Here is a 21,924-nt window from a genome sequence, read left to right on the forward strand (position 1 = left end):
CGCGTGAAAGCAAGCCCCGCGGATCAGCGCCGCCTCCTGGAAGTCGCCGAACTCGACACCCGCATCCGACAGGCGGACGCCGCTCGCCGCAACCCGCCTCAGGCGGCGCGCGTGCAGGCACTTCTCGCCCAGCGTCAGACCTTCGCGCAGGAACTGGCGACCAGGCTGGGCGCCCGCGATGATCTGCGCGCGGAGATGGCGCGCATCGAATCGGACGTGGCGATGGTCGACGCGCGGCGCGCGCGTGATGCGGAGCGGCTGAACTCGACCAGCAACATGAAGGAAGCGCAGGGGCTCGAGAGCGAGCTCGCTTCGCTCGCACGACGCAAGAGCGATCTCGAGGACGCCGAGCTCGAGGTGATGGAACGGCTCGAGCAGGCCGACGCGGCCGTGGCGGAGCAGGAGTCGGTGATGGGGCAGACCAACGCCGAGGGCGCCGCCCTGAGCGCGGAGGCCAAGCGCGTCGTGGCCGAGGCTTCGGCCGCGTTCGAGGCTGCGACCCGCGACCGTGCGGCTGTGGCCGAGACGGTCGCCGGCGACCTGCTGGCCTTCTACGACCGCGTTTCGGCGCGCAGTTCCGGTGCAGCGCTGCTGCGACGCGGGACGTGCGAGGGATGCCGCATGGTGCTGGCCGGGACCGATCTGCAGGCCGCCCGACTCGCCGCCGAGGACGAAGTCATCACCTGCCCCGAATGCGGCTGCATCCTCGTGCGCACGGAGGAGTCGGGTCTGTGACCCGCCGGCTCATCGTCGAAGCCGACGGTGGCTCGCGCGGAAACCCCGGCGTCGCGGCAGGGGGCGCGGTGGTGATCGACGCGGCATCCGGAGCCGTGCTCAGTGAGGTCGGGGTCTACGTCGGCGTCGCCAGCAACAACGTGGCCGAGTATCACGGCCTGCTCGCAGGACTCGAGGCCGCGCTGGAGCGCGATCCCGCGGCATCCCTTCACGTCCGCCTCGACTCGAAGCTCGTCGTCGAGCAGATGACCGGTCGGTGGAAGATCAAGCATCCCGACATGCAGGTGCTCGCCGGCCGCGCACGCTCGCTCATCGGGGAACGGGACGTCTCCTTCGAGTGGGTTCCGCGCCTCGAGAACAGGCGAGCGGACGCCGCGGCGAACGAATCGATGGATCGCCGCGAGAGCTTCCGGCGGGACATCGACGGTGGACAGGCCTGACGGCGCGAGCTGGATCGTCCTCGGCAAGGAAGACGCGGGGACGGTCGCGGTGATCCTCGGACCGGACGGGACCGAGCGCGAGCGGATGACGCTGCGCGCGGCGGAGTTGCCCGGCTGGGTCGGCGCTGTCGAGAGCCACTCGCCGGTGCGATGGGTGTGGAATGACACACCACGGTGGTACGCGGACCTGCTTTCGGCCGGCGTCCGCGTCGGCCGATGCCACGATCTGCGCCTGTGTCACGCGATCCTCCGCGACTCCGCGCTCGTCGCCGGCGACGCGGCGGTCAGGAGGCCATCAGGCTGGGACGTCGACCCCTTCCTGGCCGAAACGGCATCGGCGCCGACGCTGTTCGACCTCGGTGGGACGGAGACCACCGCCGGACCGCCTGCCGACATCGACGAGTGTGTGAGCGAGTTCGCCCGCCAGCGCGCGGCGGTCGAGGAGTCACCCGCAGCCGGACGGCTGCGCCTGCTGACCGCCGCCGAATCAGCCGGCGCTCTGATCGCCGTCGAACTCCGCACGGCCGGGCTTCCGTGGGATGCCGCCGCCCATGACGCGATTCTGATCGACGTGCTCGGCGAGCGGCCCGCGACCGGCGGACCGCCGGCGAAGCTGGAGGACGCCGCGCGGCGCGTGCGCGAGGCGCTGGGAGACGCCGGTGCGAGCCTGGATTCGCAGCCGAAGCTCCTGCGCTCGCTGCACCGGGCCGGAGTGCTGGCCGAGTCCACGAGCCGCTGGGAGCTGGCGCGGTACCGGCATCCGGTGGTCGAGCCGCTGCTGGAGTACAAGAAGCTGTCGCGGCTGCTCTCGGCCAACGGCTGGTCGTGGCTGGACGAGTGGGTGCACGACGGCAGATTCCGCCCCGTCTACGTGCCCGGCGGAGTGGTGACGGGCCGGTGGGCCTCCTCCGGCGGCGGCGCGCTGCAGATCCCGCGCCAGCTGCGCGCAGCAGTGCGCGCCGATCCCGGCTGGCGTCTCGTGATCGCCGACGTCGCCCAGCTGGAGCCGCGTGTGCTGGCAGCGATGTCCCGCGACACCGCCCTGGCGGACGCGGCGCGCGGCAGGGATCTCTACGCCGGCATCGTCGACACCGGGGCGGTCGCCGAACGCGCCGAGGCGAAGGTCGCGATGCTCGGCGCGATGTACGGCGCGACCACAGGGGAGAGCGGCCGCCTTGTTCCCCGCCTGCGTCGTACGTTCCCCCGGGCCATGCGGCTCGTCGACGAGGCTGCCCGCACGGGCGAGAACGGGGGAGTGGTCACCACCTGGCTCGGACGGAGTTCTCCGGCTCCTTCCGCCACCTGGCACGACGCCCAGTCGCAGGCCAGCGATGTCGCGGCATCCGACGCGGATGAGATGCGCGCGCGCCGATGGGCGCGCGACCGCGGCCGGTTTACGCGGAACTTCATCGTTCAGGGCACCGCCGCCGAATGGGCGCTCGCGTGGATGGGCGACCTCCGAGGACGGCTGGCGGCCATGCCGGGGGTCGTCGCGAGCACCGGTGCGCCGCGCTCGGGAGTCGTGTTCGCGAGAGCACCGCATCTGGCCTTCTTCCTCCACGACGAGGTCATGGTGCATGTCCCCGCCGGGCACGCGGAGGCCGTCGCCGAGGCGGTGCGCGAGGCGGCCGCAGCCGCAGGCCGCCTCCTGTTCGGGGACTTCCCGATCGACTTCCCGCTCGAGCTGCGCGTCGTGCAGACGGCGGACAAGGGCTGAGCGGGCATGCGCAGAGGGTGATCCCGGGGCGACCGGGTTAGACTCGGCGACGCGAGTGGGTCGGCTGGACGGTCGCGTCGCTGCGGTTCACCGCAGCGCCGAGGAACGTCCGGGCTCCACAGGGCAGGGCGGTGGGTAACACCCACCCGGAGTGATCCGCGAGACAGTGCCACAGAGAACAGACCGCCACGGCTTCGGCCGCGGTAAGGGTGAAACGGCGGTGTAAGAGACCACCGGGGTCGTGGTGACACGACCCGCAAGGTAAACCTCGCCCGGAGCAAGGTCAGACAGAGGATGTTGACGCGGCCCGCCGAGTCCTCGGGTAGACCGCATGAGCGGCACGGCAACGTGTCGCCGAGAGAGATGACCGTCCACGGGGCTCACGCCCCCGGACAGAACCCGGCGTACAGGCCGGCCCATTCGCCCTCTCGAGGATCAGTCGAGGGCCAAGGCGGCGGCCCCGATGATCCCGGCGTTGTTGCGGTGCACCGCCGGGAGTATCGGCGTGTTCAGCTTCAGCAGCGGCAGGAACGAATCGGCGTGCTTGGAGACGCCGCCGCCGACGATGAACAGATCGGGCGTGAAGAGGAATTCGACGTGGCTGTAGTACACCTGCAGCCGCTTGGCCCACGCTGTCCAATCCAGCGCTTCGCGCTCCATCGCCGAGTAGGCCGCCCAAGCCTCGAAGTCGTTCTTGTGGCCAGCGCGCTGAAGGTGACCGAGCTCGGAGTTGGGCACCAGCACGCCGTTGTAGATCATCGCGGACCCGATTCCGGTCCCGAGCGTGGTCAGGATCGTCAGACCCTGGATGCCGCGCGCTGCGCCGTAGCGCATCTCGGCGACGCCGGCGACGTCGGCGTCGTTGGCGAAGTGGATGTCGCGTCCGAGCCCGTCCTCGAAGAACTTCTCGGCCTCGAAGCCGATCCACTTCTTCGAGACGTTCGCAGCCGAGAGGGTGCGCCCGGACTTCACGATGGCGGGGAAGGCCACGCCCAGCGGGATCGCGTCCTCGAGCACCTCGAGCTTCTCCAGAACCTTCAGGACGGCTGCCAGGACGTCCTTCGGCTCGGCTCCCTGCGGGGTCGCGACCTTGATGCGGTCGCTGAGCAGCGTCCCCGCTTCCAGATCGACGATCGCCGCCTTGATGCCTGTTCCGCCGATGTCCACACCGACAGCGCGAGTCTTGTCCGTAGCCATGGGCCCAGCCTATCCAGGAGCGCGCGGGCGATCAGTAGGATCGAGCGAGTGAACCCGTCGAACGATTCGGGGATCGCGGGAGGAGCGGGAAGTGACCGGCGACAGCGAGAAGTACTGGTACAACCTCACGACCGGCGAGGTGGAGCGCGGCTTCGTGTCGCCCCACGTCGATCGCGCCGGCCCTTTCGAGACCGCTGAAGAGGCGGCGCGGGCTCCCGAGATCATCCGCGAACGCTCCCGGGCATGGGCTGACGAGGAGCGACGCGACGCCGCGCCGCGCTCGGCGGAGCCCGCAACGCCCGCAGACGACGAGAACTAGACCGGCCGCTCGGCCGGCACCGGAGGGGAATCGATGGACAAGCAGCGTGACTTCGTACTGCGAACGATCGAGGAGCGCGGCGTCAAGTTCGTCCGCCTCTGGTTCACCGACGTCATCGGCACCCTCAAGTCCGTGGCGATCGCCCCGGCCGAGGTCGAAGGCGCCTTCGCAGAGGGTCTCGGCTTCGACGGCTCGGCCATCGAGGGGCTGACCCGCTCGTACGAGTCGGATCTGCTGGCCCATCCCGACCCGACGACCTTCCAGATCCTGCCCTGGCGGGGCGAGATCGACCCGACGGCGCGCATGTTCTGCGACATCACGACGCCGGACGGTCAGCCCGCCGTCGCCGATCCCCGCCACGTCCTCAAGCGGTCGCTCGCCAAAGCCGCCGACGCCGGATTCACGTTCTACACGCACCCCGAGATCGAGTTCTACCTGTTGAAGTCCTCCTCGTTCGGCCCCGAGGGTCCCGAGCCGGTCGACTCGGCGGGCTACTTCGACAATGTGCCCGGAGGCACCGCCCACGACTTCCGCCGCCGTTCGGTGCGCATGCTGGAAGACCTCGGCATCTCGGTCGAGTTCAGCCATCACGAGGGCGGTCCCGGCCAGAACGAGATCGACCTGCGATATGCCGATGCCCTTGCCACTGCCGACAACATCATGACGTTCCGCACCGTCATCAAAGAGGTCGCGATCGAGCAGGGCGTCTACGCGACCTTCATGCCCAAGCCGCTCGGCGGCAAGCCCGGAAGCGGCATGCACACCCACATGTCTTTGTTCGAGGGGGATGTGAACGCGTTCTACGAGGAGGGCGCGACCTACCAGCTGTCGCAGACCGGCCGCCATTTCATCGCGGGCCTGCTGCGCCATGCGGCTGAGATCTCGGCGGTCACCAACCAGTTCGTCAACTCGTACAAGCGCCTGTGGGGCGGCGACGAGGCTCCGAGTTTCATCACCTGGGGCCACAACAACCGCTCGGCGCTCGTGCGCGTCCCGATGTACAAGCCGAACAAGGGGCAGTCCTCCCGGGTCGAGTACCGCGCCCTCGACTCGGCCGCCAACCCCTACCTGGCCTACGCGCTGATGCTCGCCGCGGGCCTCAAGGGCATCGAGGAGGGCTACGAGCTGCCCCCCGAGGCCGAGGACAACGTGTGGTCGCTGACGGATGCCGAGCGTCGCGCTCTCGGCTACGCCCCGCTGCCGGCCAGCCTGGATCACGCCCTCGAGTACATGGAGGAGTCGGAGCTCGTGGCCGAGACGCTCGGCGAACAGGTCTTCAATTACGTGCTGCTCAACAAGCGCAAGGAGTGGCAGGAGTACCGCTCGCAGGTCACGCACTTCGAGCTGAAGAGCAACCTCGAGATGCTCTGAGCTCGCCCCGCGAGACGATGTCCACGAGCGAACGGTCGCAAGCCCTCACCCATCTCGCGCGGATCGGGTTCAGCCGCCTGGCCGAGGCGGAGGCCGAGCTCCTCGAGCTGCAGTCGCTGCTCGGTCTGCAGCGCGAGGAACTGACCGGTCCGGCGTCCCGGGCCGCCGATCCGGACGCCGCGGTCTCGGCGCTCACCCGGATCGCCCGCAGGGATGCGGCATCCGTCCGCGCTCTTCGCGATGACCAGACCGGATGGCGCTCGCTGTGGGCGCTGCTGGGGGCCTCGACCGGATTCGCGGACTTCTACCTGCGCCATCCCGAGGAGCTCGCCCATCTCGCCGGTGCCGGAACGGCCCTGCCGACTCCCGATGAGCTGCGCAGCGCGCTGCTGGCCTCGGTCGGAGCCGTCGACGGGTTCGCGGACGACGGCACGGAAGCCGCGTGGGTGGCGCTGCGGGTGCGGTACCGGCAGCTGATCGCGGCGATCGCGGCGTACGACCTCCTGAGCTCGTCCCCGGTGGACGAGCTCGCACGCGTGGCGGCGCGGCTCGCCGACGCCGCGGGCGCCGCGCTCGAGGCGTCGTTGTGCGTCGCGCGCACGCGAGTGGCAGGTGGCGCGCCCGGAGCGGGGCTGTTCCCGCGTGAGGAAGTGGCGGCGACCCGTCTCGCCGTCATCGGGATGGGCAAGGCGGGCGCTCGCGAGCTCAATTACGTGAGCGATGTGGATGTCATCTTCGTGGCGGGCGCCGCTGAGGGCGCGGCCGAGGAGATCGGGGAGAGCCGGATCGTCGATATCGCGACTCGCCTCGCCGTCCAGACGATGCGGGGGATCGCCGGGGTCGAGGTGGAGCCGCCGCTGTGGGAGGTCGATGCGAACCTCCGTCCGGAGGGCAAGCAGGGGGCGCTGGTGCGCACCCTGGATTCGCATCTGTCGTACTACGACCGATGGGCCAAGAGCTGGGAGTTCCAGGCGCTCCTGAAAGCACGACCGATCGCCGGAGACGCCGCGCTCGGCGCGGCCTACGTCGACGCGGTGCAGCCGAAGATCTGGACCAGCGCCGCACGCGAGAACTTCGTCGACAGCGTGCAGCGCATGCGGGAGCGGGTCACCGAGCACATTCCGGCCGCCGAAGTGGCGTACCAGCTGAAACTCGGACCGGGCGGCATCCGGGACATCGAGTTCACCGTGCAGCTGCTCCAGCTCGTGCACGGACTGTCGGACGACCGCATCCGGCAGCGCGGGACGCTCGAGGCACTCGACGCCCTCGTCGAGCAGGGATACATCGGCAGAGCGGAGGCGGGGACCTTCTCGCACGACTACCGAGTGCTGCGCGTGCTCGAGCATCGCATGCAGCTGCGCAATCTGCGCCGGACCCACCTCATGCCTTCCCGCCCCGATGAGCTGCGCGTCCTTGCCCGGGCCTCGGGCATCGCCGAATCCGGCGAGAAGATCTGGCAGCGGTGGGAGACCGTCAAGCGCGAAGTCCGCGACATCCACGTGCGCCTGTTCTATCGTCCGCTGCTGTCGGCCGTCGCAGCGCTGCCCGAGGAGGGCCGCACGCTCTCGCCCGCGCAGGCGCACGACCGACTTGCCGCCATCGGCTTCACCGACCCGATCGGCGCCCTCCGCCACATCGCCGCGCTCACGAGCGGGCTGAGCCGCGGCGCCACGATCCAGCGGCACCTGATGCCGATCATGATCCGCTGGTTCGCGGACGGCGTCGATCCCGACTACGGGCTGCTCGCGTTCCGGCGCATCAGCGAGCGACTCGGCAGCACGCCGTGGTTCCTGCGCATGTTGCGCGATTCCTCCGGGGCAGCCGAGAACCTCACCCGTGTGCTGTCCAGCTCGCGCTACGTCGGCGAGCTCATGGAATGGATTCCCGAATCCGCCGCCTGGCTGGACGATCCCGAGCTGCTCCGGCCCCGGACCGGCCGGGCGCTGCAGGATGAAGCCCGCGCGATCGAGTCGCGGCACGCGGCGATCGACGATGCCATGCGATCGGTGCGGGCGCTCCGCCGCCGTGAACTGCTGCGGATCGCGATGTCGGCGATCCTCGGCACCTCCACGATCGAGGAGATCGCGAACGCCCTCACGACGGTGACCGAAGTCACGATCCAGGCGACGCTGCGGGCGGTGCGACGCGACATCGTGCCGGCGGAGGATGCCGCACTGGATTTCTCCGTGATCGCGATGGGCCGGTTCGGTGGCAGTGAGCTCGGGTTCGGGTCGGATGCCGACGTGATGTACGTGTACCGCCCCAACGGCGTGGACGCGCAGCGGGCGCACGAGCTGTCCCTGCAGATCGTGGCCGGCCTGCGCAGGCATTCCGAGGATCACCGGGTTCCTCTCGATCTGGATGCGGGACTGCGGCCCGAGGGCCGCAACGGGCCCATGGCCCGCTCGCTCGCCGCGTACGGCGAGTACTACCGACGGTGGTCGCTTTCGTGGGAAGCCCAGGCGCTCCTGCGCGCACGCGGTGTCGCCGGAAGCGTCAAGCTGATCGGGGCCTTCACCGCTCTCGCCGACGACGTGCGCTATCCGGCAACCGTGGATCCGCAGGGACTGCGCGAGATCAAGCGCATCAAGGCCCGCGTCGAGAACGAACGACTGCCGCAGGGCGCAGACCCCGCGCGTCACCTCAAGCTCGGGCCGGGGTCGCTCAGCGATGTCGAGTGGCTCGTGCAGCTGCTGCAGCTCGAGCACGCGCACCGGGTGCCCGGAATGCGCACGACCTCGACGATCGACGCCCTGCGGGCCGCTCAGGATGCCGGGATCGTGGCCGAGACCGCCGCCGACCGGCTGACCGAGGCCTGGCGCCTGGCCAGCAGGCTCCGCTCGGCCAACACGCTGCTGTCGGGCCAGACCAGCGACGTGCTGCCCACCGACCGCAAGAAGCTGGACGGCATCGGCCGCCTGCTCGGTTACCCGCCACGGTCTGCGACTCAGGTCGAGGAGGACTACCTGGGAACCACCCGCCGCGCGCGGCGCGTGTTCGAGAAGCTCTTCTACGGCTGATCCGGTTTCAGACGCCGGAAGGGCCCCGGTTGCCCGGGGCCCTTCTTTGCGCAGTGCGCGTCAGACGCCGAAGTACAGCTCGAACTAATTGACGGTCGATGCTCATCCGTGTGGACAGGTCAATTGTGCGGAATTCCGCGGGTTTTCGGGGGACGGTCGATGCGGCTCGATGCCGGTCGATGGCATTTTGCGGACTGTTTGCGGACGGCCACCGGATTCCGACGTGCAGTCTCTGGACGGCAGACGCGGACAGCCGGTGACCGTTAGCGGCGCGGATCGTACCGCTGGCCCGCGAACCCTTGCTCGTCCAGATGAGCTAGTAGAGCGAGATAAGCGGTGCGTTCCGTCGCCTCGTCGGGTCCGAGCCGGGCCACACGCCACTCGCCGTAAAGGACATGCGCCTCCATCTCCCGCCGATACACATGTAGCGGGTCCGCTGGAGTGTCGGTAAGACCCTGCTCATCGAGATGCTCTTGAAGTTTTCTCAGGGCCAACCACGCCGCCCCGGCGTCACCGCCGCCAGATTGACAGGCAGCCTCGGCGTACTCCCAGTAACCACGAAGTTCTCTGGTCCGGTCGCGTAGCGGTTGGGGCTCTCGTGGATGCTCGCTGTGGTGGTGGACGCGAAGCTAACCCCAGGCGAAGCGCGGATCTTGGTCAGTAGTCCAGTCGCACAACGCGCATGCGATTGGCGTGGCGCGCACCGCTGGCAACTCCGGTATTGCAGGCCACTCCTCATTCGTCATGTGCTGAGCGTAGGGTCAGCTGCCCGCCCGTCGTCGGCGGGGCATCCCGGCGTGCGCGTGTCGGTAACGTGACCGACTCGCGCCGGTCGTACCGTCGACCCATCGCGCACCCGCTCGATAGATAACTGAATAGAAAGGGCCTCCGATGAATAAGGGACCCGTTTCAATCCAACTGCTGGCCGAAATCAACGCGTTGGTGCAACAACCGTTGGTCCAGTTCTTGGTGCTCTGGCTTCTTCTCAAGCTCGCCAGTTAGAACGCTACTCCCTGCCGGGCCCATAACCCGGCAGGGAGTCTCTGTCCTAAAGCATCCGCAGGTGGAGAGTCCATCGTCATATCGAACAAGGTAGCGGCGTCTCAGCCGGGCCTACTTACGTGGTCTTCTGTTCCGCAAGCGCGGCTTCTCGTTCCGCTTTCTCTGGGAGCAGGATCTGATGCCCATTCTCGTAGCCCGCACACGACGCCGTCGTATCAGGTGAAAGACCCAGCGCCAGGCGGATCTCCTGAGCCGCAGTCGACGCAGCAGTGGCGTCCGGGAAGACGACGTTTCGGAACTGCTCATAGGATGAGGCGTTCTTCATCGCGCTGAGGGGACCCACGTCGGCGAGACTCGCGTCACGAACGATGATGACCTCAGGTGCCACAGCTGAAGGCCATAGGAAGTACGGGTCATCGAACAGCAACACAGAGTTATACCTGGCATCGAGGGCAACGCCCGCAGCAGCTTTCGCCTGATCCAGGTCAGGACCGGTGCCATTCGCATAGGCGTCATCCCAGCCGGCGAACCCGTCGGCCACGGCTTTCGCGCTCACGTTGGTGGGGCAGATGATCTGTAAGTAGCGTTCTCCAGCTTCGGCATCGCTCAGCTGAATCGGTCCCGAATCGATAGAAGGACTGGGACTGGGCGTCGGGCTGGGACTGGGACCTGGCGTTGTGGGAGCGGACTGGGGAGCAGGACCCGCGGTGCACCCCGCTGCCCCAATAGCGATCATCACCGAAAGCGTGAACGCGGCCAGTTTTTCACAGTCCCCCCCAAGACGCAGCGCGGTTCTGCGCGTGTGCGCCCAGTGTGGCACAGCGCTCAGCCACACCGCCGTGGATTAATTCCGCGGTCGATCCACCGCGAACGACGGCGGAATGGCGATCACCAACTAGGGCGTGTCTCCCAAATGGCCTAGCCAGGTGAGGATTGCGCTGAGATTGACGGCGGCCCGTAGGTGATGGCGAGTCTGTCGTAGCGAGTGGCGAGCCCTCTCCAGGCGGCGGCTTAGAAGCCGGGTGACCTGCCGCCCCGGTGCCCGCGGCGTTTGCGGGCAACGATCTGGTTGCTCTTCTCCGGTCCGGGCTGCGCAGCGCGATCCAAAAAGTCGAGCTTCCGATTGGCGGTGATGGTCCGCCAAGCGGTGTCTCCCGCTTGAAGGCCGAGGGCAGACGGGGCCGTCTCAGACGACCTCGAAGTTGGCCATCATCATCATGTCCTCATGTTCGAGGTTGTGGCAGTGGAAGACGTACTTCCCGCGGTAGCCGTCGAAGCGGATCAGGAGTTCTGCCCTGCCGCCGTTGTCGAGGTTCACGGTGTCCTTCCAGCCCTGGTTGTAGCGGCCGGGATCGTCGTTGCCGTCGCGTCCGATGACTTGGAAAGGGGCGAGGTGGATGTGGAACGGATGCTCGACGTTCTGCGCGCGAATGGTCCACTTCTCGGTCGCGCCGAGCTGTGGGCGCGCGACGATGGTGTCAGGCGTGAACGGCTGGCTATTCACAGTCCACAGCGTCATGCCGTGGGCTTGGGCTCCCCCGCGAGCGAAGACGAACTCCCGCTCGACGCTCACGTCGTCTTCCGAGAGCGATTCTAGGGCGGCGAGACGGTCCGGTACGACGCTCGTGTCAGCTTCATTGCGGGTGACGACGAACCGCATTACCTGGGAGGTGCCGCCGCTGCCGTTCTCGTTCACCATCGTGATCTGATCGCCGACGTTGTGGCCGGAGAAGTCCACGATCACGTCGAATCGCTCTGCTTGGGCGATGTCGATCGCGTCGTGCTCGACGGGGGCTGCGAGCAGTCCCTGGTCGCTGCCGATCTGGGTGAAGCCGGGTCCGCCGTCGAGACGGAGGCGGTAGCGGCGAGCGTTGGAGGCGTTGAGGATGCGGAACCGGTACTTCGTGTCGGACACTTCCAGCACCGGCCAAGGGGCGCCGTTGACGAGAATGCAGTCGCCGAGGACGCCGCTCATGTAGTCGTCGGTGACCCCAGGAGTGCCGGTCAGGGTGGGGTCGACCGAGGGGTAGAGAAACGAGCCGTCGGCGGCGAAGGAGCGATCGAGAATCATCAGCGGGATGTCCCGATCGCCGGAGGGAAGGCCGAGGGAGTCCTCGGTGTCGTCGTGGATGAGATGGAAGCCCGCCAGGCCGCGGTAGACCTGCGGGCCTGTGAAGTCCATCCGGTGGTCGTGGTACCACAACGTCGCGGCGGCCTGCTCCATGTCGTAGACATATTCCTTGCTGCCGATCACGCTCGTCCCGCCGTGCCCTGAGTGTCCGCCCGCACCGCTGGCCGGCAGGATAAGGTCGGTCGGATACCCGTCGTGCTCGGGTGCCGTCTTGCCTCCGTGCAGGTGCACGGACACAGGCACCGGCAGCTCGTTGAAATGGGTTACGACGGTGCGGCGGCCGCTGCGGGAGACGATGGTCGGGCCGGGAAGGATGCCGTTGTATCCCCATACCTCGGTCGTGAGCCCGGCGAGGATCGCGGCCTGCCCGATCTTCTGCGTGATCTCGTAGTAGTCGGTGGTCCCGTCGCGGCGGACTGGTTCGAGGACGGGCGGGATCGGCAGGCGAGCGCGGAATGCCTCGGGAAGTGGCGCCTCGCTGTCGAGCACGCGTCCCGCGCTTCCCTGAATGCTGTTGTTGGAGCCACCGCTGTCGATATTGCACGCGGCCAGCAGGTTCGACAAGGCGACACCGGCCACCGTTGCCCCGCCGATCTTCAGCACCGTACGGCGGGAAAGGTCGCCGCGGCGAGGCTCACTCATCGATCGCCTTCTCCGATTTGCGCTTCGTACTCCGGTTGTAGGTCAGGACGGCGATGACCGCTCCGAGCACAGCGAAGACGGGCATGAGGAAGCCGAGCACGATGCCGAGGCCGATCGGGATGGTCCCGTTGCTAAGGAAGGCGGTCGCCAGGAGGTCTTGGACAATGAGTGCGAGCAGCACTCCACCGATGACACCGAGCGCGCCGATTCCAACTTTTCGCATTGCATTCCTTTTCATTGGTTGCCTCTCCGCGGACCTGGACCGTGGGGGAGAGAGACGGGTTGTCAGGGCTGTTTGGTCGGGGACTTCCGTGCGCGTCGCGTGAGGTAGCCGTGGTCGATCACGAGTGCGATGACCATGCCCGCGACAGCGAGCGAGAGGGTGACCGCGCCCACGAGAAGCGCGAGGACCAGCGGAAGGTCGCCGGGCGCGATGAATCGGGCAAGGAGGCCGACGAGGAGACCGCCGATCAGGCCGAGAATCCCGACGCCGACCTTGCGTATGGGGGTTGTCGTTCGGTCGGTGTTCCCAGCAGGGGCTGCCCGGGCGAAGAACGACTGCTCTGGCGCGCCGAGGGACGCGGGAACTGGCGGCTGAGGCCACACGACGCGGGCCTTCAGATCCCGGATGGCTGCGTCAGTGCGTGCCTCATCGGCTTCGGTGCGCTCATCCGAGTCGTGCGGATCGCCAGGCTCGTGGGGCGTGTTGGTCATGAGTCTGCCTTCCGGCTCGGCTCAGCGGGACTTGACGGCATCGCGGGACCGGGCGCCTCGGACGCGCTGGAGCAGGAGCGCCATTCCACCGGCGGCCAGACCCCAGATCGCGTTGGTCAGCAAGACCGGGATGATTGCGATGGGCATGGCGAGCGGGCCCTGGAGCTCCCCGGTGAGGATCGGGGAGAGGATGCCGCTGAGGATGATGGAGAACACCGCGTAGGCGAGCCCGGTGAACAACAAGGTCAGCACGGGATGGGCGGTCTTGCTCAGACCGACGACCACGATCCAGACGGCCGAGATGACGAGGGTGATGATGATCGGCACCGCGGGAGAGTCGCTGACATCGAGCTGATACTCGACGATGCTCACAAGTGGCCGGACCAGCGCGAGCGCCCCGAGGCCGAGGATGAGGGGCCATTGAAGTGACTTGATTGTGTTCATGCCAGCAACGCTAGAAACGCGCTCGCGTCATCACATCGGCCTCCGCTCTCGACCTGTGTCGCCCCCGGTCTCGTCTTCTGTACGTCGAGAAGCGACACCGGGCATCGCCTGGAGGCTCATGACTGAGAGCCCTGTCTGCTCGTACCCTTGGTGGTATGGCTGAACGATCTTCGGCGCCCCCGCGTGGGCCGGTGGGCGATGGTCGCCGCGCTGGGCATGTGGCGGCGTGGGTCATCGACACGCTGCTGGGAACGGCGGTCGCACTCGCGCTCACCCTCATCATCGCTACGGGTTCGGGTGGCGCTAAGCCGCCCGATGTCATCGCGTACCTGTTCGCGGCTGGCTTCGGCGCTCTGATGCTGCTACGCCGGAGGATGCCGCGGACAGTGCTCGTGCTCAGCGTGCTCGGGCTGTTCGCCTACTACACCCTCGACTATCCGCCGATCGGCGTCGCCGTCCCGGTGCTGGCCGCCCTGTTCTCCGCAGCCGAGGCCGGACTGACGCTGTGGTCGACAGGAGCAGCAATTGTCGTTTTCGGCGTATCCATGTTCTACCGGGTCTACGACGGCGCAGAGGCGCTCGGGTTCCTTCTCGGCTACGAGTCCGTCTCCAACCTCGCTCTGTTCGCCGCGGCGATCGCGCTCGGATACAGCGTTCGAGCCCGCCGCCTCCGGGCGGCACAGCAGGCCGAAATCGCCCGCCTCGCCGAGGCGCAACTCGCTCGCGAGGCGGAGCTGCGGATACAGAGCGAACGTGAGCGCATCTCCCGCGAACTGCACGACACGGTGGGTCACACCATGTCGGTCATCTCCCTCCACGCAGGGGTAGGGGCCGAAGCCGTCGGGCAAGATGACCGCGCGGTCAGCGACGCCCTCGAACGCATCCGGTCGGCCAGCACACGATCGCTCCGAGAATTGCGCTCGATGGTGCGCATCCTGCGCTCGACCTCCGACCGCGACGAGACACGGGGCATCCACTCGCTCTCGGCCGTGCAAGAGCTCGCGGATGCGGCCAGAGGTGCCGGCGTCGAGGTGACGACCGATATCACCACGAGCCCTTCGGAGTTGTCTGCTCCGGTCGACGCGGCGGCCTACCGGGTAATCCAGGAATCGATCACCAACGTCGTCCGTCACGCGGGTGCCACCCACGCCCAAGTGAAGGTCAACATCCGTGACGGCCGACTTCACATCAGCGTCACCGACAACGGGCGAGGAGCGGCCGGCGATGATGGTGCAACGGGAGGGTATGGAATGACTGGCATGAGCGAACGAGTCAGGCTGCTCGGCGGATCATTGACCACCCGCTCCTTCGCAGGCGCCGGGTTCGCCGTTGAAGCCACCATCCGCGCGAGGCTGCCATGATCCGCGTCGTACTGGTCGATGACCAGGAACTCGTCCGAACCGGCTTACGCACCCTCGCCGAGCACGACGGCGATATCGAGGTCGTCGCAGAGGCCGACAACGGCAGCGCCGGCCTCAGCGCGGTCCGCGAGCACAAGCCGGATGTTGTGCTCATGGATATCCGCATGCCGCAGATGGACGGTATCTCCGCGACGCGGGCGATCGTGGCCGACCGCTCCCTCGCAAACGTGCGGGTCGTGGTGCTGACCACTTTCGATGAGGACGAGAACGTGCTGGCGGCGATCCGGGCAGGCTCAGCCGGTTACCTCCTCAAAGACATCGCCCCCGCCGAGCTGCGGAGCGCGATCCGCACCGTCGCATCCGGTGACGCTCTGCTATCGCCCGCGATCACGCGAAAAGTCATAGGCACGCTGGCGGGACGCCCGACCACCAGCACGCGCCCGGCGCTGCTCGACTCGCTCACCGACCGCGAACGCGAAGTCCTCACCCGGATCGGCATGGGCGAATCGAACGACGAAATCGGCGCCAGCCTCCACATCAGCCCTGCAACCGCGCGCACCTATGTCAGCCGGCTCCTGTCCAAGCTCTCTGCACGCGACCGTTCGCAGTTGGTGATCCTTAGCTACGAATCGGGACTCATCAGCCCCGGTGAAACCGCCCCGATCGTGTTCTCGGGTACTTCGAGAATTCTCGACAACTAGGGCGTCTATCCCGTACGGAGCGTGAGGCTCGGGCAGTCTGATCGGGTGAGGCCAAATTCGCGATTGAGGGTGTTCACCGACGAGCAGTGGAAGCGGCTCGAGCCGCTCCTGCCGTCGAACGAAGGGCGGCGTGGGCATCCGTTCGGTGACAACCGCCGCGTGGTCGAGGGCATCGCCTACCGGTACCGGACGGGGATCCCATGGCGTGATCTGCCGCGCGAAGCGTTCGGGCCGTGGCAGACGGTTTGGAAGCGTCACCGCCGCTACGCCGGGGATGGCACCTGGGACCGTGTTCTCGCGCGGATCCTCGCCGACGCCGACGCTGTCGGAAAGATTGATTGGTCGGTGTCGGTGGACGCCACGATCGTGCGTGCGCACCAGCACGCGACGAACACCACCCGCCCCGAGCAGGACACAGGGGGCAGGATCGAATCACAAGAATCTGGCGTGGCACGAGGTTGAACCACCTGGGCACGGGATCGGCCGGTCCCGCGGCGGGCTGACCACGAAGATTCATCAGGTCGTCGATGGGCGTGGCCCGCCGCTGGCTTTGGTGATTACCGGCGGTCAGCGCAACGACGGCGCGATGCTCGCCCACGTCCTCGCCGAGATCCACGTTCCCCGGCTCGGCCCGGGACGACCACGCACCCGACCCGACGCGATCATTGCCGACCGGGCGTACACCTCCGGCGTGACCCGGACCGAGCTGCGTCGTCGCGGCATCAGAGCCGTCATCCCGGAGAAGAGCGACCAGATCGTCGCCCGCAAACGCCGCGGGCACCGGGGCGGCAGGCCACCCGGCTTCGACGCCGCCGCCTACCGTGGCCGCAACGTCGTGGAGCGTTCCTTTGCACTCGCCAAGCAATGGAGAGGGCTCGCCACTCGCTACGACAAACTCGCCATCACTTACCGGGCCGCCGTCACCCTCTACGCAATCCTCACCTGGCTAGGCGATTAAGGAGACACGCCCTAGATAGCCTGGCACATAGGCCGTAATCACCATCGTCGGCGCTTGCGCGGGGCGTCCCGGATTCACCAATCGCCCGGATGCGCTCGGAATTCGTCATCCGCCGCCAGCGACCAGGCGGATTCCTTCGACGTGCCGACATCGGACCACCCGCATTCGCAGACTATGACGACAGAGAAGCGCGTCCGGTTGTAGCGGATCATCCGCGGGCGGATCGTCGCGGGTCTGCATCTTTTAAGGCGTCGAGATCGTCAGCGGCAGCTGCAACGCTCGCCCTCAGTCGCTGGATCGTTGTCCAGCTGGGGGATAGGAGCGCATCCGCTGTGGTGGTGGCGGCTTCCGCGATCGATCTGCGCGCAGACCGAAACCGGTCGTCGCTCCGCCGGTCCATCGCGACCGCGCGTTCCAGGCAGTTCGACGCCGCGCCCAGATGGACAAGCACGAACCCGATCCCGGTCCCGACTGATCTGGCGTTGCAGTTGCAGATCGTCCCGACGACGTATGAAACGGATTATCTGGTCGTCAGCTTCTACGGCGAAGCTGTCACGCCTGCGCGCCTGGATGTCCATTTCAAACGTGCCGCCGCGACGGTCGCGGACCTGCCAGACGGGTTCCGCCTGCACGACCTGCGGCATTTCTTCGCGTTGATGCTGATCGCGGCGGGACTGGATATTACGACGGTCTAGGCGCGACTGCGACACGCGTCAGCGAAGACGACGCTGGACGTGTACGGGCATCTCTGGCCGAACCGCGACGACTCGACGCGGGACGCGATCTCCGCGGTGATACGAGGCCCGGAACCCGCGACCATAGCGCCGGTTCGCCAACTTCCGTGGGCGGCGTCAGGACGCTAGTCCGGAAGTGAAAAGGGACATCCCCCGACCGAGTAGCGGTCGGGGGATGTCCCATTTTCGGACTGTTGCTGGACCTGGCGCGAATCTTTTGCGGACTGTCCGCGGACTGTTGCCTAAACGCCCGCAGAAAATCCCAGGCGAAGTGGTATTTCTCGACTACACGCCGAAGTACAGCTCGAATTCGAACGGGTGCGGGCGTGCGGCGATCGGCTTGATCTCGTTCTCGATCTTGTACTCGATCCACGTCTCGATCAGTTCGGGCGTGAACACTCCGCCGGCAAGGAGGAACTCGTTGTCGGCCGCGAGGGCGTCCAGCGAATCCAGCAGCGAGTTCGGAACCTGCGGGATGTTCTTGGCCTCCTCGGGGGGAAGCTCGTACAGATCCTTGTCCACGGGCTCGTGCGGCTCGATGCGGTTCTTGATGCCGTCCAGGCCCGCCATCAGCTGCGCGGCGAAGGCGAGGTACGGGTTGCCGGACGCGTCGGGGGCGCGGAACTCGAGACGCTTGGCCTTGGGGTTCGACCCGGTGATCGGGATGCGGATCGCCGCCGAGCGGTTACCGGCCGAGTACACCAGGTTGACCGGGGCCTCGTAGCCCTTGACCAGGCGCTTGTAGGAGTTGATCGTCGGGTTGGTGAACGCCAGCACCGCCGGCGCGTGCGCCAGAAGACCGCCGATGTACCAGCGGGCGATGTCGCTCAGACCGCCGTAGCCCGCCTCGTCGTAGAAGAGGGGCTTGCCCTCGAGCCACAGCGACTGATGCACGTGCATTCCCGAGCCGTTGTCGCCGAAGAGCGGCTTGGGCATGAAGGTGGCGACCTTGCCCCACTGCTCGGAGGTGTTCTTGACGATGTACTTGAACTTCAGGATGTCGTCGGCGGCATGCACCATCGTGTCGAAGCGATAGTTGATCTCCTGCTGTCCGCCCGTGCCGACCTCGTGGTGCGAGCGCTCGAGGATGAAGCCGGCTTCGATGAGCTTGAGAGTGATGTCATCGCGCAGGTCGGCCGTCTTGTCGACCGGGCTCACCGGGAAGTACCCGCCCTTGTACGGGGTCTTGTTGGCGAGGTTGCCGCCCTCTTCGACCCGGCCGGAGTTCCACGCGCCCTCTTCGGAATCGACGCTGTAGAAGCTCGAGTTCTGCTTCACCTCGAAGCGCACGTCGTCGAAGATGTAGAACTCCGCTTCGGGTGCGAAGAACGCGGTGTCGGCGATGCCGGTGGAGGCGAGGTACTTCTCGGCCTTCTTCGCGACCTGGCGCGGGTCCTTGTGGTAGATCTCGCCCGTGCGCGGGTTGTAGATGTCGAAGATCATGATGAGGGTCTTCGCCTCGCGGAACTGGTCGACGTAGGCCGTCGACACGTCCGGGATCAGCTGCATGTCGGATTCGTGGATGTTCGCGAACCCGCGGATCGAGGAGCCGTCGAAGAGCTGACCGACGGTGAAGAACTCCTCGTCGACCGTCGAGGCCGGGATGTTGAAGTGCTGCTGCACACCAGGGAGGTCCGTGAAACGGATGTCGAGGAACTTGACGTCCTCGTCCTTGATGAACTTGAGCACCTCGGATGAATCTTTGAACATGAAGGCTCCAGAGTTAGGGCATCGGGACTGCCGCCCGCATGCGGGCTTCCACGAACCGTACCGGGAGGGCGTTGCCCGGCAGTGACACCATTGTTTCGGGCATGTTACGCGACCTCGGCCACCGTCGCGATGGTTACGCTTGACCGATGCCCGATCAGCTACCCCCCGGCGCCTATCCCGGCGAACGCCTCGGCCTGCCCGAGAGCGGATCGGGCAGTCTGGCGAAGCTCGGACGCCGCGTGTGGGCCATCGTGATCGACTGGACCTGCGCGGTCATCATCTCGATCTCGTTCTTCGATTACGCGCCACTGGCGACGACGCTGGTGTTCGTCGTGGTGCAGTGCGCCTTCATCCCCACGATCGGCGGCAGCCCGGGTCATCGCCTCCTCGGCATGCGGGTTCAGCGGATGCCGATCGGCTGGCCGGGCTTGTGGCGACCGATCGTACGGTCGGTCCTGCTCGCCCTGGTCATTCCCGCCGTGATCTGGGATGCCGACAACAGGGGAGTGCACGACAAGGCGGCCGGCACGGTGCTCGTCCGGTCCTGACGCCACTCGGCCTGCCGCGCTACCGCGGACGCGGAGCGCGGGCTTTCGTGGGGTCGATCCCCTTCGGAATCGGCAACGAGGCGAGCGACTGCGAAACCGAACTGAGCCGCTTGATCACCGCTGCCATCGTGGCGCGGTCGATCTTCTTGGGCAGGGCCTTGATCGAGGACGCCAGCTTCGCGATGGGCACTTCGTCGTCGCCGTGGCCGACGTAGAACACCGTCACGGGCACACCGGTCGCGACCCGCTGAGCCTTCGAGCGCTCGTCGTTGACCAGACGGGTGAGACGGCCGCGCGCGCCCTCACCGACGATGACGACGCCACCCCGGCCCACGGCACGGTAGACGGCTTCCTGGGTCTTGGGGTTCACACCGACGGGCATGTCACTGGACTGCCAGTTGCGCCCCAGAGAGGTCGAAAGGACATGACCGGCCGCGCCCGGCATCCCGTCGATCTGCTTGTACATCGCACTGGTCGACAGCCGCGTCATCGTCATCAAGCAGGCGAGGACGCCCAGCATGAGGCCGGTCACGGCCCAGAGGATGATGCTCCACAGCGCCACGGGCGGCAGCAGGAAGCCGATGCCCACACCCAGCGCGATCGACGAGACCATGATCGCGACCAGCAACCAGGGAAGCCACCGGTACGCCTTCTGCGTGAAGGTGAACAGAGTGCGGATCTGCGAGAAGAATCCGGGGCGCTTCTCGGGCGCGGTACTGCGTGCTGCCATGCCGACAGCCTACCTTTCCGAGTCGCCCTCGCCGCCTCCTGCACAGGCGCCTGCGGCTGTGCCCCGTCCACAACTCCCGCGGTGTCGATGACGCTCGGCGAGCCGCGGGACCAAGGTCGAGGGGTGGCGAACGGTGCGGAGAGCTGGCTGCAGGCCGGGTGCCGGGTGATCCGCAGGGTGGCGGGTGAGGGGGAAGCGCCATGGCCCGGCGCTCTGGTCGCCGTGGCCGACGGCGAGACCGCCCTTGCCGTCGATGCGGCGCTGCTCGGACCGGAATGGCTCGGCTGGGGCGCCGATCCGGAGGGTCACCTCGTCGCCCCGACGGACGTGATGCGTCGTCCGGACGGCCATGATGCCCTGCTGCCGGTCTGCACCGAGCGCCTCGGGGACTTCTTGCGGCGGCGCGTGGAGGGGTCGGATCTGGCCAGCGGTGAGGCCGTGACAGTGGCGGTGAGTCTGCTGCGCGGAATCGCCCAGATCCCCTCGGAAATGCCCGAGCCGCAGGGCACGTGGTGGCTCACCGAATCAGGACGCCCCGTGCTCGCCACGCGAACGCAGATCGACGATGCGGCACCCGAGGAGGGTGCGATCGCCCAGACCGCACTGCACCTTCGCCACCTCGCCGCTGCGGTCCCCGAGATGGCACACGTCCTGGAGGAAGCGGCCGTCGTGGTGCGGGACGGGCGGAGGCGGGGGCGCGAGACGGAGCGCCTGGAGGCCGAGGTCTTCGCCGTCGCCGAACCCCTCGAGCTGGCCACGACGACGTTCGGCCCGAAGCGTGTGCGCGCTCGCATGAGCATCGCCCAGACCACTGACGTTCCCGAAGCAGAAGCCGCGCCGGCCCCGTGGCCGCTCTCGATGGCCCGGTACGTCGATGCCGATCTTTCCGATCTGGTGTCGCGGGCGACCACATCGGTGTGGCGGGGAATGCGGGCACGAGGCGAGGGCCGCGGGCGACCGTGGGCGATCGCCGCAACGCTGGCCGCCGTCGTGCTCGTCGGCGGCCTCGTCTGGCCCGCCGGCGGCAATGGTCCTGCCACGGCGGAGACACCCGTTGGTGCCGACGGCACTCCGGCGCCGGCATCCACCGCTCCGACGTCACAGCCGGCGGCTCCGGCAGAAGGGGCAGCGGCCCCGCCGTCTTCGTGGAGCGGGAGAGACGACCTCAGCGTCGTGACGACCGACCTGCTCGCCGCCCGCACCGCCTGTGGAGCTGAGGCCGTGTGTCTCGCGGAGGTCGTCGAGTCGCCCGGGGTTCAGCTCCCGGGCGGAGTCATCGATCTGCCCGCTGAGGATCTCGCCATCACTCTGCTCGACGAGTTCGGCGGCGCGGCGGTGCTGCGCGCCGAGTCGGTGAGCGGCGCGTCAGCCGCTCAACTGGTCGTCATCGTGCGCGTCGGCGACACGTGGCTGCTGCGGGACGTGCACGACGTCCCGCAGCAGTGACGGT

20 protein-coding genes and 1 other RNA gene are annotated in these 21,924 nt (G+C 67.5%); 13 read left to right on the top strand and 8 right to left on the bottom strand.

What is annotated here, in order from left to right; all coding sequences use genetic code 11:
• Nucleotides 1-3: 3 nt before the first annotated feature.
• The 4 genes from RWQ91_RS01745 (at nt 4) to rnpB (ending at nt 3,315) form a co-directional block, all read left to right on the top strand.
• Complete coding sequence (locus RWQ91_RS01745; RefSeq protein WP_314502210.1) at nt 4-735, top strand: C4-type zinc ribbon domain-containing protein; 732 nt, start codon at nt 4-6, stop codon at nt 733-735.
• Nucleotides 732-1,175 carry a reverse transcriptase-like protein gene (locus tag RWQ91_RS01750; RefSeq protein WP_314502212.1) on the top strand — a complete coding sequence of 148 codons (444 nt, stop codon included), beginning with the start codon at nt 732-734 and terminating at the stop codon, nt 1,173-1,175. Before RWQ91_RS01745 ends, RWQ91_RS01750 begins: the two co-directional genes overlap by 4 nt.
• Nucleotides 1,162-2,892, top strand: a complete 1,731-nt coding sequence (locus tag RWQ91_RS01755; RefSeq protein ID WP_314502214.1) for a bifunctional 3'-5' exonuclease/DNA polymerase — start codon at nt 1,162-1,164, stop codon at nt 2,890-2,892. The genes RWQ91_RS01750 and RWQ91_RS01755 overlap by 14 nt, the downstream gene beginning before the upstream one ends.
• Before the next feature lie 56 nt (nt 2,893-2,948).
• Nucleotides 2,949-3,315: RNase P RNA component class A (gene rnpB, locus RWQ91_RS01760), an RNA gene on the top strand.
• 12 nt (nt 3,316-3,327) lie between these two features.
• Here the strand turns inward: rnpB and ppgK are convergent.
• Nucleotides 3,328-4,089, bottom strand: coding sequence for a polyphosphate--glucose phosphotransferase (ppgK, locus tag RWQ91_RS01765; protein ID WP_314502215.1), 762 nt, complete (start codon nt 4,087-4,089; stop codon nt 3,328-3,330).
• 91 nt (nt 4,090-4,180) lie between these two features.
• Between ppgK and RWQ91_RS01770 the strand changes: the two genes are divergently transcribed.
• From RWQ91_RS01770 to RWQ91_RS01780, 3 genes are read left to right on the top strand one after another with little or no spacing between them, the layout of a single operon-like run.
• Nucleotides 4,181-4,408, top strand: a complete 228-nt coding sequence (locus RWQ91_RS01770; protein WP_314502216.1) for an SPOR domain-containing protein — start codon at nt 4,181-4,183, stop codon at nt 4,406-4,408.
• A 33-nt stretch (nt 4,409-4,441) separates the two neighbouring features.
• The gene (glnA, locus tag RWQ91_RS01775) at nt 4,442-5,779 is read left to right on the top strand and encodes a type I glutamate--ammonia ligase (RefSeq protein ID WP_314502218.1); all 1,338 of its coding nucleotides are present in this window, start codon (nt 4,442-4,444) and stop codon (nt 5,777-5,779) included.
• Nucleotides 5,780-5,796: 17 nt separating this feature from the next.
• Nucleotides 5,797-8,799, top strand: a complete 3,003-nt coding sequence (locus RWQ91_RS01780) for a bifunctional [glutamine synthetase] adenylyltransferase/[glutamine synthetase]-adenylyl-L-tyrosine phosphorylase (protein ID WP_314502220.1) — start codon at nt 5,797-5,799, stop codon at nt 8,797-8,799.
• Nucleotides 8,800-9,916: 1,117 nt separating this feature from the next.
• Here RWQ91_RS01780 and RWQ91_RS01785 read toward each other — a convergent pair.
• The 5 genes from RWQ91_RS01785 to RWQ91_RS01805 all read right to left on the bottom strand — a co-directional run bounded on the left by RWQ91_RS01785 (nt 9,917) and on the right by RWQ91_RS01805 (nt 13,732).
• A complete protein-coding gene (locus RWQ91_RS01785) occupies nt 9,917-10,357 on the bottom strand; it encodes a hypothetical protein (protein ID WP_314502222.1) in 441 nt (146 codons plus the stop codon).
• A gap of 630 nt (nt 10,358-10,987) precedes the next feature.
• Nucleotides 10,988-12,574, bottom strand: coding sequence for a multicopper oxidase domain-containing protein (locus tag RWQ91_RS01790; RefSeq protein ID WP_314502224.1), 1,587 nt, complete (start codon nt 12,572-12,574; stop codon nt 10,988-10,990).
• A complete protein-coding gene (locus tag RWQ91_RS01795) occupies nt 12,567-12,797 on the bottom strand; it encodes a hypothetical protein (protein WP_314502227.1) in 231 nt (76 codons plus the stop codon). Before RWQ91_RS01795 ends, RWQ91_RS01790 begins: the two co-directional genes overlap by 8 nt.
• Nucleotides 12,798-12,859: 62 nt before the next feature.
• Nucleotides 12,860-13,288, bottom strand: coding sequence for a hypothetical protein (locus tag RWQ91_RS01800; RefSeq protein WP_314502229.1), 429 nt, complete (start codon nt 13,286-13,288; stop codon nt 12,860-12,862).
• Nucleotides 13,289-13,309: 21 nt separating this feature from the next.
• Complete coding sequence (locus RWQ91_RS01805) at nt 13,310-13,732, bottom strand: hypothetical protein (RefSeq protein WP_314502231.1); 423 nt, start codon at nt 13,730-13,732, stop codon at nt 13,310-13,312.
• A 155-nt stretch (nt 13,733-13,887) separates the two neighbouring features.
• Between RWQ91_RS01805 and RWQ91_RS01810 the strand changes: the two genes are divergently transcribed.
• From RWQ91_RS01810 to RWQ91_RS01825, 4 genes are all read left to right on the top strand, one after another.
• Complete coding sequence (locus RWQ91_RS01810) at nt 13,888-15,093, top strand: sensor histidine kinase (protein ID WP_314502233.1); 1,206 nt, start codon at nt 13,888-13,890, stop codon at nt 15,091-15,093.
• Nucleotides 15,090-15,794: a response regulator transcription factor gene (locus RWQ91_RS01815; RefSeq protein WP_314502235.1), complete on the top strand. Its 705-nt coding sequence runs from the start codon at nt 15,090-15,092 to the stop codon at nt 15,792-15,794. Before RWQ91_RS01810 ends, RWQ91_RS01815 begins: the two co-directional genes overlap by 4 nt.
• 45 nt (nt 15,795-15,839) lie before the next feature.
• A protein-coding gene (locus RWQ91_RS01820; RefSeq protein ID WP_314502237.1) for an IS5 family transposase occupies nt 15,840-16,752 on the top strand; the annotation gives its coding sequence in 2 pieces (ribosomal slippage) (nt 15,840-16,211 and nt 16,213-16,752; 912 coding nt in all).
• Nucleotides 16,753-17,090: 338 nt separating this feature from the next.
• Nucleotides 17,091-17,447, top strand: a complete 357-nt coding sequence (locus tag RWQ91_RS01825; RefSeq protein ID WP_314502239.1) for a hypothetical protein — start codon at nt 17,091-17,093, stop codon at nt 17,445-17,447.
• Between the two features lie 324 nt (nt 17,448-17,771).
• Here RWQ91_RS01825 and glnA (RWQ91_RS01830) read toward each other — a convergent pair whose 3' ends face one another.
• Nucleotides 17,772-19,196 (bottom strand): type I glutamate--ammonia ligase, encoded by a 1,425-nt coding sequence (gene glnA, locus RWQ91_RS01830; protein WP_314502241.1) that lies wholly within the window; start codon nt 19,194-19,196, stop codon nt 17,772-17,774.
• 146 nt (nt 19,197-19,342) lie between these two features.
• Between glnA (RWQ91_RS01830) and RWQ91_RS01835 the strand changes: the two genes are divergently transcribed.
• Complete coding sequence (locus RWQ91_RS01835; protein ID WP_314502243.1) at nt 19,343-19,744, top strand: RDD family protein; 402 nt, start codon at nt 19,343-19,345, stop codon at nt 19,742-19,744.
• Between the two features lie 19 nt (nt 19,745-19,763).
• Here the strand turns inward: RWQ91_RS01835 and RWQ91_RS01840 are convergent, their stop codons facing one another.
• The gene (locus RWQ91_RS01840; protein ID WP_314502245.1) at nt 19,764-20,474 is read right to left on the bottom strand and encodes a DUF4191 family protein; all 711 of its coding nucleotides are present in this window, start codon (nt 20,472-20,474) and stop codon (nt 19,764-19,766) included.
• Between the two features lie 123 nt (nt 20,475-20,597).
• Here RWQ91_RS01840 and RWQ91_RS01845 point away from each other — a divergent pair, with 123 nt between their 5' ends.
• Nucleotides 20,598-21,920: a hypothetical protein gene (locus tag RWQ91_RS01845; RefSeq protein WP_314502247.1), complete on the top strand. Its 1,323-nt coding sequence runs from the start codon at nt 20,598-20,600 to the stop codon at nt 21,918-21,920.
• Nucleotides 21,921-21,924 lie beyond the last annotated feature (4 nt).

Source organism: uncultured Microbacterium sp. (assembly GCF_963524805.1).
Lineage (GTDB): Bacteria > Actinomycetota > Actinomycetes > Actinomycetales > Microbacteriaceae > Microbacterium.

Bases quoted from the DNA above. Each gene is read 5' to 3' on its own strand.
- ppgK (WP_314502215.1), bottom strand. From the start codon at position 4,089: ATGGCTACGGACAAGACTCGCGCTGTCGGTGTGGACATCGGCGGAACA.
- glnA (WP_314502218.1), top strand. From the start codon at position 4,442: ATGGACAAGCAGCGTGACTTCGTACTGCGAACGATCGAGGAGCGCGGC.
- RWQ91_RS01780 (WP_314502220.1), top strand. From the start codon at position 5,797: ATGTCCACGAGCGAACGGTCGCAAGCCCTCACCCATCTCGCGCGGATC.
- RWQ91_RS01790 (WP_314502224.1), bottom strand. From the start codon at position 12,574: ATGAGTGAGCCTCGCCGCGGCGACCTTTCCCGCCGTACGGTGCTGAAG.
- RWQ91_RS01795 (WP_314502227.1), bottom strand. From the start codon at position 12,797: ATGCGAAAAGTTGGAATCGGCGCGCTCGGTGTCATCGGTGGAGTGCTG.
- RWQ91_RS01800 (WP_314502229.1), bottom strand. From the start codon at position 13,288: ATGACCAACACGCCCCACGAGCCTGGCGATCCGCACGACTCGGATGAG.
- RWQ91_RS01805 (WP_314502231.1), bottom strand. From the start codon at position 13,732: ATGAACACAATCAAGTCACTTCAATGGCCCCTCATCCTCGGCCTCGGG.
- RWQ91_RS01810 (WP_314502233.1), top strand. From the start codon at position 13,888: ATGGCTGAACGATCTTCGGCGCCCCCGCGTGGGCCGGTGGGCGATGGT.
- RWQ91_RS01815 (WP_314502235.1), top strand. From the start codon at position 15,090: ATGATCCGCGTCGTACTGGTCGATGACCAGGAACTCGTCCGAACCGGC.
- glnA (WP_314502241.1), bottom strand. From the start codon at position 19,196: ATGTTCAAAGATTCATCCGAGGTGCTCAAGTTCATCAAGGACGAGGAC.
- RWQ91_RS01835 (WP_314502243.1), top strand. From the start codon at position 19,343: ATGCCCGATCAGCTACCCCCCGGCGCCTATCCCGGCGAACGCCTCGGC.
- RWQ91_RS01840 (WP_314502245.1), bottom strand. From the start codon at position 20,474: ATGGCAGCACGCAGTACCGCGCCCGAGAAGCGCCCCGGATTCTTCTCG.